The organism is Miltoncostaea marina, from assembly GCF_018141525.1.
Classification (GTDB): Bacteria; Actinomycetota; Thermoleophilia; order Miltoncostaeales; family Miltoncostaeaceae; genus Miltoncostaea; species Miltoncostaea marina.
In genome coordinates, this window is record NZ_CP064655.1 from 2,990,400 (window position 1) to 3,004,297 (window position 13,898).

General features: G+C 78.2%; 12 protein-coding genes. 7 read left to right on the forward strand and 5 right to left on the reverse strand.

All coding sequences use genetic code 11. The annotated features are described in order from the left end of the window. Nucleotides 1–157: 157 nt before the first annotated feature. Together ITJ85_RS15200 and ITJ85_RS15205 are read left to right on the forward strand one after the other, a co-directional pair. Complete coding sequence (locus tag ITJ85_RS15200) at nt 158–1,093, forward strand: ABC transporter ATP-binding protein (RefSeq protein ID WP_217913948.1); 936 nt, start codon at nt 158–160, stop codon at nt 1,091–1,093. Then, nucleotides 1,090–1,872, forward strand: a complete 783-nt coding sequence (locus tag ITJ85_RS15205; RefSeq protein WP_217913949.1) for a hypothetical protein — start codon at nt 1,090–1,092, stop codon at nt 1,870–1,872. Before ITJ85_RS15200 ends, ITJ85_RS15205 begins: the two co-directional genes overlap by 4 nt. Here the strand turns inward: ITJ85_RS15205 and ITJ85_RS15210 are convergent. Then, on the reverse strand, nt 1,862–4,237 hold the full coding sequence (locus tag ITJ85_RS15210) for a glycoside hydrolase family 65 protein (RefSeq protein ID WP_217913950.1): 2,376 nt from the start codon (nt 4,235–4,237) through the stop codon (nt 1,862–1,864). The two genes, ITJ85_RS15205 and ITJ85_RS15210, sit on opposite strands and share 11 nt — an antisense overlap. 21 nt (nt 4,238–4,258) lie before the next feature. Then, nucleotides 4,259–6,322, reverse strand: a complete 2,064-nt coding sequence (locus ITJ85_RS15215) for a hypothetical protein (protein WP_217913951.1) — start codon at nt 6,320–6,322, stop codon at nt 4,259–4,261. Nucleotides 6,323–6,415: 93 nt separating this feature from the next. Between ITJ85_RS15215 and ITJ85_RS15220 the strand changes: the two genes are divergently transcribed. Beyond that, complete coding sequence (locus ITJ85_RS15220; protein WP_217913952.1) at nt 6,416–7,903, forward strand: amidase; 1,488 nt, start codon at nt 6,416–6,418, stop codon at nt 7,901–7,903. A gap of 10 nt (nt 7,904–7,913) precedes the next feature. On the opposite strand, the gene ITJ85_RS15225 is transcribed toward ITJ85_RS15220, so the two are convergent. Beyond that, entirely contained in the window at nt 7,914–8,927 is a 1,014-nt protein-coding gene (locus ITJ85_RS15225) for an iron-containing redox enzyme family protein (protein ID WP_217913953.1), read from the reverse strand. Nucleotides 8,928–8,957: 30 nt separating this feature from the next. Next, nucleotides 8,958–10,217: a sulfotransferase gene (locus ITJ85_RS15230; protein WP_217913954.1), complete on the reverse strand. Its 1,260-nt coding sequence runs from the start codon at nt 10,215–10,217 to the stop codon at nt 8,958–8,960. Nucleotides 10,218–10,300: 83 nt separating this feature from the next. On the opposite strand from ITJ85_RS15230, the gene ITJ85_RS15235 reads away from it, so the two are divergent. Both ITJ85_RS15235 and ITJ85_RS15240 read left to right on the forward strand, forming a co-directional pair. Continuing rightward, on the forward strand, nt 10,301–10,510 hold the full coding sequence (locus ITJ85_RS15235; RefSeq protein WP_217913955.1) for a DUF3072 domain-containing protein: 210 nt from the start codon (nt 10,301–10,303) through the stop codon (nt 10,508–10,510). Nucleotides 10,511–10,608: 98 nt separating this feature from the next. Next, on the forward strand, nt 10,609–11,577 hold the full coding sequence (locus ITJ85_RS15240) for a methanogen output domain 1-containing protein (RefSeq protein WP_217913956.1): 969 nt from the start codon (nt 10,609–10,611) through the stop codon (nt 11,575–11,577). Here the strand turns inward: ITJ85_RS15240 and ITJ85_RS15245 are convergent. Continuing rightward, complete coding sequence (locus tag ITJ85_RS15245; RefSeq protein WP_217913957.1) at nt 11,574–12,233, reverse strand: DUF6962 family protein; 660 nt, start codon at nt 12,231–12,233, stop codon at nt 11,574–11,576. The two genes, ITJ85_RS15240 and ITJ85_RS15245, sit on opposite strands and share 4 nt — an antisense overlap. 362 nt (nt 12,234–12,595) lie before the next feature. Here ITJ85_RS15245 and ITJ85_RS15250 point away from each other — a divergent pair, with 362 nt between their 5' ends. Beyond that, nucleotides 12,596–13,360, forward strand: a complete 765-nt coding sequence (locus ITJ85_RS15250; protein WP_281412206.1) for a methyl-accepting chemotaxis protein — start codon at nt 12,596–12,598, stop codon at nt 13,358–13,360. Between the two features lie 71 nt (nt 13,361–13,431). Next, nucleotides 13,432–13,875, forward strand: coding sequence for a CBS domain-containing protein (locus ITJ85_RS15255; protein WP_217913959.1), 444 nt, complete (start codon nt 13,432–13,434; stop codon nt 13,873–13,875). Nucleotides 13,876–13,898: the final 23 nt, after the last annotated feature.

Sequence of the window (13,898 nt, forward strand, 5' to 3'; positions counted from 1 at the left end):
AGGACACGCGCGCGGCCCCGTCCTGCGCCGGCGGGCGGCCCCCGGCCTACGCACCACGACGTAGCCGGCGCCGCCGCAGCGCCGCCCGCCGGCCGACGACGCGGCGGCGGCGCGGGCCGACCATGCGCCCACGGCAGCCACCGACGGGAGCTGGACCATGCGACACGCACCACCACCCGACGCGCCGGCCATCGAGCTGGACGGCGTGACCAAGCGCTACGGCCGGCGGACCGCCGTCGACCGGCTCACCCTCGAGGTGCCGCCCGGCGTCGTCGCCGGCCTGATCGGGCCGAACGGGGCCGGCAAGACCACGGCCATGGCCATCCTGTTGGGCCTGGTGCGGCCGACCTCCGGCGGCGGGGCCGTCCTCGGCGGGCCCATCGGCCGGCCGGAGGCCTACATGCACCGCGTCGGCGCGCTGATCGAGGGGCCGGCGTTCCACCCGCACCTGACGGGGCGCGAGAGCCTGCGCATGCTCGCGGTCCTGGGCCGTCACGATCCCGCCGCGGTCCCGGGTCTGCTGGAGCTCGTGGAGCTCGGCGACCGGGGCGACGAGCCGGTGCGCGGCTACTCGCTGGGCATGCGGCAGCGGCTCGGGATCGCGGCCGCGCTGCTCGGCGACCCGGCGCTGCTGGTGCTGGACGAGCCCACCAACGGGCTCGACCCGGCCGGCATCCGCGAGATGCGGGAGCTGATCGCGCGCCTGGGGCGCGGCAGGCGCACCGTGCTGGTCTCCTCGCACGCGCTCGGCGAGGTGGAGCAGGTGTGCGACTGGCTGATCGTCATCGACCGCGGCCGGGCGCGGTTCGCCGGGCCCGCCGCCGGCCTGCTGGGCGCCGACGAGCTGGTGACCGCGCCCGCCGCACCGGGGGACGTCCCGCGGCTGGCGGCGCTGCTGGAGCGCCTCGGCCACGACGTGCGCGCCGGCCTCGGCGCCGTCTCGGTGCCGGTGGGCGACGCCGACCCGTCGGCGCTGGCGGCCCGCGTCAACAGCGCCGCGATGAACGAGGGCATCGTGCTCGCCGAGCTCCACCGGGCGCGCGCGAGCCTCGAGCGCAGCTACCTGTCACTCGTCGGAACGGAGGCGTCATGACCCACGTCGTCCACGCGCAGCTCGTGCGCCTGGCGCGCCCGCGCGCGCTGCTCGCCGCCCTCGCGGCGGCGCTGCTGTTCGCCGTCGTCGTGCCGGCGGCCGTCATCCTGTCCGCCGGCGCCGGCCCCGCCGGGGGGCGCGCGCCGACCCTCACCTCGCTCGCCGGGCCCGGCGGCGGCGCCGAGGCGTTCGCCCTCGGCGTCTCGTTCACCGGGCTGCTCGTGCTGGTGCTGGTCACCGCGGTGTTCACCGGCGAGTTCTCGCGCGGCACGATGCGCGTGATGGTGATGCGCGAGCCGCGGCGCCTGCGGCTGCTGGGCGGCACGATGGCCGCGATGCTCGGCGTCGCGGCCGCGTTGCTGGCCGTGACGGCCGCCCTGGCCTGGGCCGGGTCGGCGGCGATCGCGCCGGGCCGGGGTGTGCCGATCGGCGACTGGCTGACCGCCGAGGCGCTCGGCGAGGACCTCGCGGCGTACGGGCGGGCCCTCGCGGTGGTCTGCTGCTGGGCCCTGATCGGGATGGCGCTCGGCGTGTCCCTGCGCGTCACGCCGCTCGCCCTGGCGGCGGGCGTGGCCTGGTTCGGGCCGTTCGAGCACATCGTGGCCGACTCCTGGGGCGGCGGCGAGCGCTGGTTCCCCGGGCTGCTGCTCGAGGCGGCCGCGGCGGGCGGCACCGACGCCGTGCCGCTCGCGCGCGCCCTGCCGCTCGGCGCCGCCTACGCGCTGGCGGCGGCGACCGTGGCGGCCGCGCTGCTGCGGCGGCGCGACGTCACCGCGTGACGCCGCCGCCGGTGCGGCGGCGGGGCTCCCGCCCGGCCGGCTGCCGCGGGCGCGGCAGGTCCGGCAGGGGCGGGAGCGGCCGCGTGACGGCCTCCGTCCCCGTCAGGGTGAGCCGCTCGCCCCAGTGCAGGATCGGCAGCGGGTCGTCGCCGGGGTCCAGCCGGTAGGTGGCCCGGTCGCGCACGATCTCCACGTAGAGCCGCCGGTCGCGCACCAGCAGCGGGAAGGCCAGCCGCTCCACCTGACGCGGCAGCCGCGGGCTGAACGCCAAGCCGTGGCGGCTGCGGCGCAGGCCGCCGAAGCCGGCGACGACGGCCAGCAGCGCGCCCGCGAGCGAGGCCATGTGCAGGCCCTCGCGGATGTTGCCCTTGAGGTCGTGGAGGTCCGTGAGCGCGGCCTCCGCCAGGTAGTCGTAGGCGAGGTCGACGTGCCCGACCTCGGCGGCCACGATCGCCTGGATGCACGCCGACAGCGACGAGTCGCGCACCGTCAGCGCCTCGTAGTACTCGAAGTTGCGCCGCTTCTGCTCGGGCGTGAAGGCGTCGCCGCAGGTGAACATCGCCATCACCAGGTCGGCCTGCTTCACCACCTGCTTGCGGTAGAGGTCGAGGTAGTGGTGGTGCAGCAGCAGCGGGTAGCGCTCGGGGGCGGTGGCCTCGAAGTCCCACACCTCGTGGTCGGTGAAGCCCTCGCTCTGGGGGTGGACGCCCAGCCGCTCGTCGTACGGGATCGCCATCGTGTCGGCCGCACGGCGCCAGGCGGCGACCTCGTCGGGGCTCACGCCGAGGGCGTCGGCGCGCTCGGGGCGGCGCTCCACCGCCGCGGCCGCCGCGCGGAAGTTGTCCCGCGCCATGAGGTTCGTGTAGACGTTGTTGTCCGCGATCGCCGAGTACTCGTCGGGGCCGGTGACGCCGTCGATGCGGAACGCGCCGCCGGCGACCTGGTAGCCGAGGCTCGCCCAGAGCCGCGCCGTCTCGACCAGCAGCTCCAGGCCCACGTCGCGCATGAAGTCCTCGTCGCCGGTCACGTCGTCGTAGAGCTGCACGGCCCGGGCGATGCCCGCGTTGACGTGGAAGGCCGCCGTGCCCGCCGGCCAGTAGCCCGAGCACTCCTCGCCGCCGATCGTGCGCCAGGGGAACGCCGCCCCGTCGAGGTCGAGCTGGCGGGCGCGCTCGCGCGCCAGGTCGAGCATCCCGTGGCGCCAGACGAGCGCGTCGCGGGCCAGCCGCGGTTGCGAGAACACGTAGACCGGGAGCACGTAGGCCTCCATGTCCCAGAAGGCGTGCCCGTCGTAGCCCGGGCCGGTGAGGCCCTTCGCCGGCACCCCCCGGCCGTCGGCGCGGGTGCCCGCCTGCACGAGCTGGAACTGGGCGAAGCGCAGCGCCTGCTGCAGCTCGTCGTCGCCGTCGACCTCGATCTTCGTGCTGCGCCAGTAGGCGTCGAGCGCCTCGCGCTGCATGGCCGCCAGGCCGTCGAAGCCCTCCGCGAGCGCGTTCTGCAGGCTGGCGTCGACCTGGTCGCGCAGCCACTCCACGGACTGATGCGACGACCAGTGATAGGCGATGAGCTTCGTCATCCGCAGCGGCCGTCCGGGGTGCAGCTGCGCCGACACCGTCACGCGGCCCAGGTCGGGCTCGCTCTCGGTGCGGGTGAGCGGCGGGTTGTCGGTCTCGAGGGCGTGCTCCATGCCGGCCGCCAGCGACAGCCCCGTGCGCGAGGTGGTGTGCGCGAGCACGACGCGCAGCCCGTCGTGGACCGACAGCCGCGGCACGAGCACGGCGCCGATCGCCGCCGCCTCGCGGGGGTCGGTGCCCGAGCCCACGTCGACCCGGTTGGCGAGCAGGCTCGACTGCAGGGCGATGCGCACCGGGCGGTCGATCGCCTCCACCTCGAAGCTCACCGCGGCCACGCTGCGCATGCGCAGCGACACCAGGCGCCGGCTGGTGACCCGCACGGTGCGGCCCGCGCGGGTACTCCACACCAGCACTCGCTCGAGGATCCCGGTGCGCAGGTCGAGCCAGCGCTCGTGCGACTGCAGGTCGCCGCGGTGCACGTCCAGCGGCTCGTCCTCGACCAGCAGCCGGATGAGCTTGCCGTCGGTGACGTTGACGACGGTCTGGCCGTCCTCCGGGTTGCCGTAGGCGCGCTCGCCGTACCCCAGCGTGTGGGTCTCGTAGAAGCCGTTGAGGTACGTCCCGGCGATGGCGCGCGGCTCGCCCTCGTCGAGGTTGCCGCGCAGGCCGAGGTGCCCGTTGGACAGCGCGAAGACGGACTCGGTGAACGCGAGCCGATCCAGGTCCAGCGCGGGCTCGCGGATGACCCACGGGTCCAGCGGAACCCCCTCGGTCTCCAGTGTCGCGGGCACTGTACCCGCGCGCCCGGCCGCTCAGCCCCCCGGCGCCGCGGGCTCGAGGTCCTCGGCGCGCAGGCCGCCCGCGCGGAAGTCCTCGCCGCGCAGCCCGCCCTCCAGCCGCTCCACGAGCCAGTTGGCGCGCAGCACCGCCGCCTGCGAGATGCGCTGGTTGATGCGCAGCTGCTCCGCCGTGAGCTGCACCCGCGCCGCGCGGCGGACCGGCCGGCGGAGGACCGGCGACTCGGGCAGGGGCGTCGCGACCGGGACGGCCGCGGCGATGCGCAGGCCGGGCAGCAGGTGCCGCCGGCCGATGGCGCCGTCGGCCACGTTCGCGCCGGTCAGCCCGAGCTCGACGAGCTGCCGGCCGAAGGCCGCGCGGGCCACGGCCGCCTGCGAGACGCGCTGGTTGATGCGCAGCTGCGAGGCCGACCACCGCACGCCGCCGGGCGCGCGTGCCCCCGGGCGGGCCACGGCGAGCGGCTCGATGGCGAGCGCGGGCGCCGGCTCCCCGGTCGGCGCGCCCTCCACGCGGACGCCGTCGCCGAAGGCCGCCGCCGGCAGCGTCCCCCCGCGGATGTGGGCGGGCCCCACCCGGCCGTCCAGCCGCTCGAGCGCCGCGTTGACCCGGCGCACGGCCGCCTGCGAGATGCGCTGGTTGACCACGAGCTGCGCCCGCGTCGCGGTGAACCGCGGCGGCCGCGGGAAGCCCGCGGCCAGCATGCGGATGTTGGGGCCGCCGACGGCCTCGGCCCCGGGCGTGGCCAGCACACCGCCGCCCCGGGCGCTCACCGCCATCGCGGGCTCGTTGAGGTCCTCCATCACCGACACCCGCGCGGCGCTGCGCCAGCCCGCCAGGCCGCCGCTCGCCGCGTGGACCGTCGCCGAGCCGGGGCCCTCGGGGTCGAGCCAGGCGAGGTGGCCGACGCGCTGCTCGTCGATCGCCGCCTCGAGCGTGGCCAGGTCGAGCACCGAGAAGAACGCGAACCCGTCGTAGACCACCCGCTCCCGGTCCCACAGGCCGCTCGCCCCCGACCGCACGCGGGCCCGGACCGACAGCCCGCCCGGCCCGTCGGCGCCCGAGGCCCACGCCACCAGCGCGTACCCCTCGTCGTTGACCGCCACCTGCGGCAGCGAGGGCGCGGGGGCGCCGGCCTCCGGGCCGGCGAGGGCCTCCGGCGCGGGCCAGCCGTCGGCAGCGGCCCCGCGCACGGCGGCCTGCAGGGCGTTGCCGTCCTGCACCCAGACGACGGCGACCTCGCCGCGCCCGCTGACGGCGAGGTCGGCCTGCCCGCCGGTCGCCGACAGCTCCGCGGCCGGCTCCCAGCCCGCCGCGCCGCGGTGCACGGTCGCGGCCACCCGTCCGGGCGGCGCCAGCACGGCGGGCCCGCCGGGGCCGACCTCGCCGCCCCGCCCCGGGACCGGCGTGCGCGCGGGCCACACGACCGCCACCCGGCCGCGCCCGCTCGCGCCGATCGCCGGCGGCAGCGCCGCCCCGGCGGGCGCGACGCCGGCGGCCACGAGGTCGAGGGGCGGGTCGGCGGCCCAGGGTGCGCCCCGCGCGGGGCGCACCGCGCGGTGCACCCGCCAGCGGCCGTCGAGCCGGTCCGCCCACGCGGCGGTCGCCCCGCCGGACCCGATGGCGACGGTCGCCGCGGCGAAGCCCTCGCCCGGGCCGGACGCCACCGGCGCGGCGGCCCAGCCCCGCCGGGCCGTCGCGCCGAGCGACGCCGAGCGGACGGCCCCGCCCGGCGCCCGCCAGACGGCCACGGCCCGGCCGTCGTCCGCCATGGCCACGACGGGCCCCAGCGGGCGCGTCGCCGTCACGCCGGAGACCCGGTCCGCGGGTGCCCAGCCGGCCGCCCGGCCCGTGCGCACGCGGGCGACCACCGCGAAGCCGTCGCCGCTGCGCTGCGTCCAGGCGGCGACCGCCCGCCCGGACGGGGCCACGGCGACGTCCGGCCCGCGCGGCTCGGCCGAGCGGGCGGCCAGGACGACCGCGTCCGTCGCGTCCGCGGCGGCGGCCCGCCCGGCCAGGGCGGCGGCGGCGAGCGCAAGCACGGCGGCGGTGGCGACGCGACGGGCGCGCGAGGGGCGCATGGGCGGCTCCGGGAGGATGACGGGCAGGATCGCCCGGCCGGGGGCGCCCGCGCAACCGTTACCGGCCGGCGGCCCCGGGGTAGGCGGGGGCGCATGGACGAGCTCGCCCTCCTCCCCGCGACCGCGGTGGCCCGCCTCGTCGCGCGCCGCGAGGTGACGAGCCGCGAGCTCGTCGAGCTGCAGATCCGGCGGGTGCGCAGGCTCGACCCCGGGCTCGGCGCGGTGGTGCTGCTGGACGAGGAGGGCGCCCTGGCGGCGGCCCGCGCCGCCGACGCCGCGGTCGCCGCCGGGCGGCCGCTGGGCCCGCTGCACGGCGTGCCGATGACGGTGAAGGACGCCTTCGCCACCGCGGGCATGCGCACCACCTCGGGCGATCCCGGGCGCGCGGACCACGTGCCCGCCGCCGACGCCGTGGCCGTGGCGCGCCTGCGGGCCGCCGGGTGCGTCGTCGCGGGCAAGACCAACGTGCCGTCGGGCGTGACCGGGCAGGAGACGGCCAACCCGCTGTTCGGGCGCACGTCCAACCCCTGGGACCGCTCGCGCACCCCGGGCGGCTCGTCGGGCGGCGCGGCCGCCGCGCTCGCCGCGGGCCTCACCTGGCTCGAGCTGGGCAGCGACATGGGGGGCTCCATCCGTCAGCCGGCGCACTGCTGCGGCGTGGCGGGCCACGTGCCCTCGCACGGCCTCGTGCCGCACCGGGGGCACCTGCCGTCCGTGCCGCTGCACGAGCGCGACGCCGAGATCGACCTGATGGAGGTGGGCCCGCTCGCCCGCGCGCCCGCGGACCTGCGCGCCGCCCTGCTGGCGATCGCCGGCCCCGACGACGACGCTGCGCCCGCCTGGCGCCTGGAGCTGCCGCCCGCGCCGAGCGGGGGCCTGCGCGGGCTGCGCGCCGCGGCCTGGCTCGACGACCCCGCCGCGCCCTGCGACGCCGCCGTGCGCGAGGTGCTGGAGGGCGCGGTGGACGCGCTCGCGGACGCCGGCCTCGCCGTGGACCGGCGGGCGCGCCCCGCCGCCACCCTGGAGGACGCCTGGCGCACCGCCTTCGCGCTGTGGGTGTCCGGCTCGTCGGCGGGCACCTCCGACGAGGAGATGGACGGGTACCGGGAGCGCGCGCGCCGCCTCGACCCGGGCGACGACTCGCTCGCCGCGCGGCGGCTGCGCGCCGAGGTCATGGAGCACCGCGACTGGCTGCGCGCCGACGCCGCCCGCCGGGCGGTGGGGCGCGCGTTCGCGGCGCTCTTCCGGGAGGTCGACGTGCTGCTGTGCCCGGTCATCGGCGTCGAGGCGCCCGAGCACGACCCCGACCCCGACGGCATCCCCTCGGTCGAGCACCGCCTGGCGCGCACGATCACGGTGGACGGCCGCCCCCGCCCCTACCTGGACCAGCTCGTGTGGAACACGGTCGTCGGCATGGCGCGCCTGCCCTCCACGGTCGTGCCGGCCGGGCGCACGCGCCGCGGCATGCCGGTCGGGCTGCAGGTCGTCGGCCCGATCACCGGCGACCTGCTCACCCTGCGGGTCGCGGAGCTCGCCGCCGCCGTGCTCGGGCTGCCGGGCCCGCCGCCCGGGTGCGCGTGAGCCGCGGGCGCTACCGGGCGACGGGCGCGGCGACGTCCTCGGGCAGCGGCCGCAGCAGGGAGGTGCGGCCGGCCCGCCAGTCCTCCAGCAGCCCCCCGGTCAGCAGCCCGTCCACCAGCACGAGCGCGCGGGCGCCGAAGATGATGTCCCCGGCCGTCGCCGGGTCGTCGGCGGCGAGCGAGCCGGCCAGGTCGTGGGCGGCGATCGCCTCGTGCACCGCGTCGGCCTCGACGTGCTCGTCGTAGAAGTCGGTGGCCTCCTCGCCGAAGCCCAGCCGGCGCAGCCCGTCGCCGTAGCGGCGGTTGGGCAGGCTCGAGTCCATCTCGAGCATCGCCAGGTGTCCAACGATGGCGCCGCGCAGCCGCCGGTGCAGCCCGAAGAGCGACATCACGTTGACCGTGGCCAGGGTGCGCCCCGGGATGTGGTCCAGGTACGCGCCGTAGCGACGGTCCAGGCCGAGGGCCGCCATCGTGTCGCCGAACAGCTTCGGGTGCAGGCGCTCCGGGCGGCCGCCGCCGAACTCGTCGCTCTGGATCTCGGCGAGCGCCACCTTCGGCCGACCGTCGAGGCGCGGCAGGGCCCAGGAGTGCGGGTCGTTCTCCTTCAGCTGGTACGCGGAGCGATGGACCACGAACTCGCGGAACTGCGCGAGCGTCGCCTCACGCTGCAGGTGGCGGCCGAAGCCGGTGTCGGGGGCCTCCTCGAGCACGGCCGCGAGCCGCTCGGCCACGTCGCGGCCGGGGGGCGGCGGGCCGTCGACCTCCTCGCGCAGGCGCCGCTCGAGCCGGCGCTCGAGCGCCGCGCGCACGGCGAGCGCCGAGGGCTCCCACTCCCAGTCGTCGTCGACCTGGTCGAAGCCGCGGTAGTGGAGCTCGTAGAGCACGTACAGCGACAGGTGGAAGTCCTCGCCGGCGAGCGCGTCGTCCTCCGCGCGTGGCGCGGGCCCGAGCGGGCCGGGCTCGCCGCGCAGGCGCTCGGCGAGAAAGGCGGACAGCGGCCCGCGGGGCTCCGGGAGGCGTGGCATGCCCGCTCACTACCCACCGGCGGGCGCCCGTCACGCCCAGCCGGCCGGATCGGGCCGGTACCCGAGTCGCTCCGCCAGCCCGAGCACCGCCGGGTCGGCGAGCACGGGAGCGAGCTCGGCCTCGCGGGCCCGCCAGCGGCCGGGCCGCGGCGGGGCGGTGGCCATCACCGGGTCGAGGCCCTCCACCACGAGCGGTTCGAGCTCGCCGGCGGGGATGCCGAGCCAGCCCTCGAGCGCCCGGGCGGCCGCGGCGCGGGCGGGCGGCGGGCCCACCAGGTCCTCGTAGCGCACCGTGTGCCGGTCGGCGCCGAGCTCGCCGGCCGCGTCCAGGGCGGCCTCGTGGGCCGAGCGCCACTGCAGGGCGCACACCTCGGCGAGCGTCGCCCCCGCGACCGCCTCCCACCCGGGCGGCACGTCGTACTTCCACCATCGCCGCGCCCACGGCGCGCCCTCGTCGTAGCCGCGGATCGCCAGGTCGCGCGGCATGCGGCAGTTGAAGAAGCCGTGGTGGCGCCAGCCGTCCAGCAGGCCGTTGACCGCCGCGGCCGGGTTGCGCACCAGGTGCAGCAGGCGCAGGCGGGCCCCCGGCACCAGCCCGGCGAGGAAGCGCACCCGGTAGGCGTTGCGCGGGGTCGCGATCACCAGCGGGCGGGCGGCGAGCTCGTCGTCGCCGGCTCGCCGCCACGGACGCGGCACGACGAAGGGCGGCATCTCCACGAGCAGCTCCCCCGGCGGCCCGGCGGGCGGCCGGCCGCGTGGCGCGGACGGCCCCAGGTCGTAGCGGCGCGCGTCGATCGCCGGATCGGCGCCGCGCGCCCGGGCGAGCACGAAGGCCGCGGTCGCCGCAGGGTCGCCCTCGCCGGCCTCGCGCACCCACGACATGACCCGCTCGGGCGCGATGTCGGCGTGCGGCCACTGCGCGCGCATGCGCCACGCCCACTCGCGCGCCAGCCCGGTGGCGCCGAGCGGGTCGCCCGGTCGCGCCGGCGCCCCCACGGCCCGCGCGAGCTCGGCGGCGACGATCCCGGCCGGGTCGTCCCCGCCGAGCTGCGCGACGACCACGTAGGGGTTGCTCTCGGCGGGCAGGGAGAGCAGCGACGGACAGCGGCGCAGCAGCTCGCCGAGCAGGGTGCACCCGCCGCGCGAGCTCGACACCACGACGACCAGCTCCCTGACGCGGCCCAGGTCGGCCGCCGGGCGCATCGCGCGCAGCTCGGCGAAGCGCGCCGCCAGCCGCGCGTCGGCGGGCGGGTGCGGGACGAGCTCGTCGTAGGGGGCGAGCGAGGCCACGCCGTCTCGTACCCCCGCGGGGGGGTGGGGACGCCCCCGCCCCGCGCGGTTTGCGCCACCCCGGCGGGGGGCACGGACGCCGCATGGCGAACGCACCCGACGCACCCACCCCGAACCCCGAGAAGGACCCCGAGGACTGGACGACGGGCGACGAGCCCATAACCGGGCCGCAGGCGTCCTACCTGCAGACGCTGTGCCAGGAGGCCGGCGAGGAGTTCGACCCGGGCCTGACGAAGGCGCAGGCCTCCGCCCGCATCGACGAGCTGCAGGAGCGCACCGGCCGGGGCCGCTGACCCCTCCCGGCACCCGGCGGGGTCGACTGCCACGCCCCCCGCGGGCAGAATGGCCCGAGCGGCGCCTCCGCACGCCGCCCCCACGAGGAGCCTCCCCCTTGGACTGGTACTTCGACGCCCGCGACCCGGGCGCGATCCGCGCGCTCAGGGACGAGTTCGGCCGCTACCTGCGCCGCCACGCCGAGCCGGGGTCGGACGTCGAGGGCTCGGAGATCGCCTTCAGCGAGCTGGTGACCAACGCCGTGCGCCACGCGCCCGGGCCCGCCTGGGTGCACATGGACTGGTCGGGGCGAAGTCCCCTCGTGGAGGTCCACGACCTCGGGCCCGGGTTCGAGCTGCGCCCCCGGCTGCCCGACGACCCCCTCGAGCGCGGGGGCCGCGGCCTGTTCATGGTCAACCATCTCGCCGAGGACCTGGCGGTCGCGGCCAAGCGCGGCGGCGGCTCGCGCGTGAGCGCCGTGCTGCCGGTGGCCCGTCCGCCCGAGGACGACCACGATCCGCCGCGCGCAGCCACGGCGGCGCTGCCGGCGCCCGAGGAGGCGTCGGACGACGGCACGTTCACCAGGGAGCCGTTCCTGCGCGCGCTCGTGGTCGAGCTCGCGCGCACGGTCGAGGCGCTCCAGGGGCCGGGCGTGACCGAGGCGGTCGTGGCGCAGGTCGGCGCGAACATCGGCGGGCGCATGGAGGAGGAGTACCGGCGCGCCCGGGGCATCGTGGGGCGGCTGGACCACGAGCAGATCGCCGACCTCTACCTGCGCCTCAAGCGCGCCATCGACGGCGACTTCTACGTCGTCGAGGCCACCGACGAGCGCATCGTGCTCGGCAACCGCGCCTGCCCCTTCGGCGACGTGGTGCGCCGCGCCCCGGGCCTGTGCCGCATGACCTCGAGCGTCTTCGGCGGCATCGCGGCCCGCAACGCCGACGGCGCGGCGGTGGTGCCGGAGGAGCGCATCGCCCTGGGCGACCCGGAGTGCCGGGTGGTCGTGCGGCTGGGCGGGGAGCCCGACGGCGGGCCCCGGGTCGGCCACGCGTACGCCCGCCGCGACGGCGACATGGCGGCGACCTAGCCGGGGGTCAGCCGCCCGGGGGCGCCGGCGCCCATGGCGAGGGGGCGCCCCTCGCGGGCGACCGCCAGGGCCAGCAGCACCAGCCCGGGGATCTGGGCGAGGTGGTAGAGCGAGACCGGGTCGAGCCCGCTCAGGTCGGTGACGTCGTCCGGCGCCGCCCGCGCGCCCGCCGCCGCGCCGCTGGCCAGCAGCGCGGCGATCACCGGCCAGGCCAGCGGCAGGCGCCGGCGCGCCGCGTACGCCCACAGGCCGAGCACCGCGAGCATGGTGAGCCCCTCGCAGATGAGGATCGACTCCACCCCGGCCCGGCCGGCCACCGCCAGCGCGGCGTACGCGACCAGGCCGGCCGACCGCAGCACCCAGAAGACCCGGCCCCGGCCCGGCCCGAGCACCTCGTCGACCGTCGCGGCGAGCAGGTACGAGACGGCCACGACGACCATCACGCTGATGACCGCCCAGCTCGGGCCGGCCCAGCGCTCGGAGCAGGTCACCCAGCCGTGGTGGGCCGCCCCGGCGAGCGCCGCCGCGCCGGTCCACAGGAACACCCGCCGCCAGTGGGGGCTGCGCGCGGGCTTCGGCGGCAGCAGCACGGCGAGCGCCACGGCCGCGAGCCCCAGGACGAGGTCGGTGATCGATTCGGCCGGCTCGCAGAGCACAACGGGACACGGTAGCCGCCCCATGGACAGGTCTCACACCGCGCCGCACGGCGCGGGCGGCGGCGGACGATGACGTCTCGAGCGCCGGGGACGGTCCCCTCCCCTCCGACGACGAGGATCGCCATGCCGTCCCGCCCTTCCGGCCTGCGCCTGCGCACGAGGCTGCTCGGGGCCTTCGGCGCCATCGCTCGGCATCGGCGCCGCCATCGCGCTGCTGCTCACCCGCTCGATCGGCGCGTCGCTGGGCCGAGTGCGCGAGGCCGCCGCCCGCGCCGCCGACGGCGACCCGACCGTCGCGATCGGGGCGACGGGCGGGGACGACCTCGCGACCTCGCCCGGCGTTCGACCCCGAGGTCGGGTCCATGCGCGAGGTGGTCGGCGAGGTGGTCGAGCGCCCACCGCCGGGCGGACGGCCGTGGAGATGGCGACCGGGGCCCCAGGGGCCGGCGCCGCGGTGGCCCGGATCGCCTCGACGGTCGACGGCGTCGCGCAGGGCTCCGGTCGACCAGGCGCGGTCCACCCAGGACGCCACCGGGGCGATGGGCCGCATCGAGCACGCCGTGGACGGCGTCGCCGAGGTGGTCGGCGGCCTGGGCGTGAGGTCGCGGGAGATCGGCCAGATCGTCGGCACGATCACCCAGATCGCCGACCAGACCAACCTGCTGGCCCTGAACGCGGCCATCGAGGCCGCCCGCGCGGGCGAGCAGGGGCGCGGCTTCGCCGTCGTCGCCGACGAGGTGCGCAAGCTGGCCGAGGAGTCGCAGGCGGCCGCCGGCTCGATCGAGACGATCATCCGCGACATCCAGCGCGAGACCGAGCGGGCCGTGTCCGCCATGGACGAGGGCCGCCGCGAGGTCGGCGAGGGCTCGGCGAAGGTCACCGCCGCGGGCGGCGCCTTCGAGGCGATCCGTCAGCGCGTCGCCGACGTCGCGAGCGAGGTCTCGCAGGTCGCCGCCGCGGCCCAGCAGCTCGAGGCCGGCGCCGTGCAGGTGCAGGACTCGATCGGCGCCGTCGCCGCGGTCTCGGAGGAGAACGCCGCCTCGGCCGAGGAGCTGTCGGCCTCCGCGGCGGCCGTCGCCGCCCAGGCCCGCGGGCTCAGCGAGCTCGTGGGGCGCTTCCGCGTGTGACGCCGCCCCGGGCGCCGGCGGGCCCGGGGCGCGGCGTCGTGCCGCGCCGCCGGCGGTGGCATGATGGCCCCATGGCCGGCGATCCACGCCAGCGGTTGTCCGGGTGGCGCGTCGGGGACGTGATGTCCTCGCCCATCCGCGCCTGCGCGGCCGACATGCCGCTGGCCGACGCGGCCGAGCTCATGGCGGCCGAGCGGATCCACTGCCTGGCGGTGGTCGCCCACACCCCCGACGACGACGAGCCGCGGTTCGTGGGCGTGCTGTCCGACCTCGACCTGATCGCGGCCCTCGACGGTCCCGGCGCCGGCGGCACGGTGGCCGAGCACGCGAGCGCGCCACTCGAGAGCGTCGCCGCCGACGCCCCGCTCGGCACCGCCGTCCACCAGATGCGCGAGGCGCGCACCCAGCACCTGGTGGTCGTCGCGGAGGGGTCGGGGCGCCCCGTGGGCGTGCTCTCGACGCTCGACGTGGCCCAGGCGCTCGCCGGCGCGGCCGGCGCCCGACCGGGGGATTGAGCGGCACCGCTCGCCGGATCCGG

Coding starts and splice junctions, on each gene's coding strand:
- ITJ85_RS15215 (WP_217913951.1), bottom strand. CDS start 6,322: ATGCGCCCCTCGCGCGCCCGTCGCGTCGCCACCGCCGCCGTGCTTGCG.
- ITJ85_RS15225 (WP_217913953.1), bottom strand. CDS start 8,927: ATGCCACGCCTCCCGGAGCCCCGCGGGCCGCTGTCCGCCTTTCTCGCC.
- ITJ85_RS15220 (WP_217913952.1), top strand. CDS start 6,416: ATGGACGAGCTCGCCCTCCTCCCCGCGACCGCGGTGGCCCGCCTCGTC.
- ITJ85_RS15205 (WP_217913949.1), top strand. CDS start 1,090: ATGACCCACGTCGTCCACGCGCAGCTCGTGCGCCTGGCGCGCCCGCGC.
- ITJ85_RS15250 (WP_281412206.1), top strand. CDS start 12,596: ATGCGCGAGGTGGTCGGCGAGGTGGTCGAGCGCCCACCGCCGGGCGGA.
- ITJ85_RS15200 (WP_217913948.1), top strand. CDS start 158: ATGCGACACGCACCACCACCCGACGCGCCGGCCATCGAGCTGGACGGC.
- ITJ85_RS15255 (WP_217913959.1), top strand. CDS start 13,432: ATGGCCGGCGATCCACGCCAGCGGTTGTCCGGGTGGCGCGTCGGGGAC.
- ITJ85_RS15235 (WP_217913955.1), top strand. CDS start 10,301: ATGGCGAACGCACCCGACGCACCCACCCCGAACCCCGAGAAGGACCCC.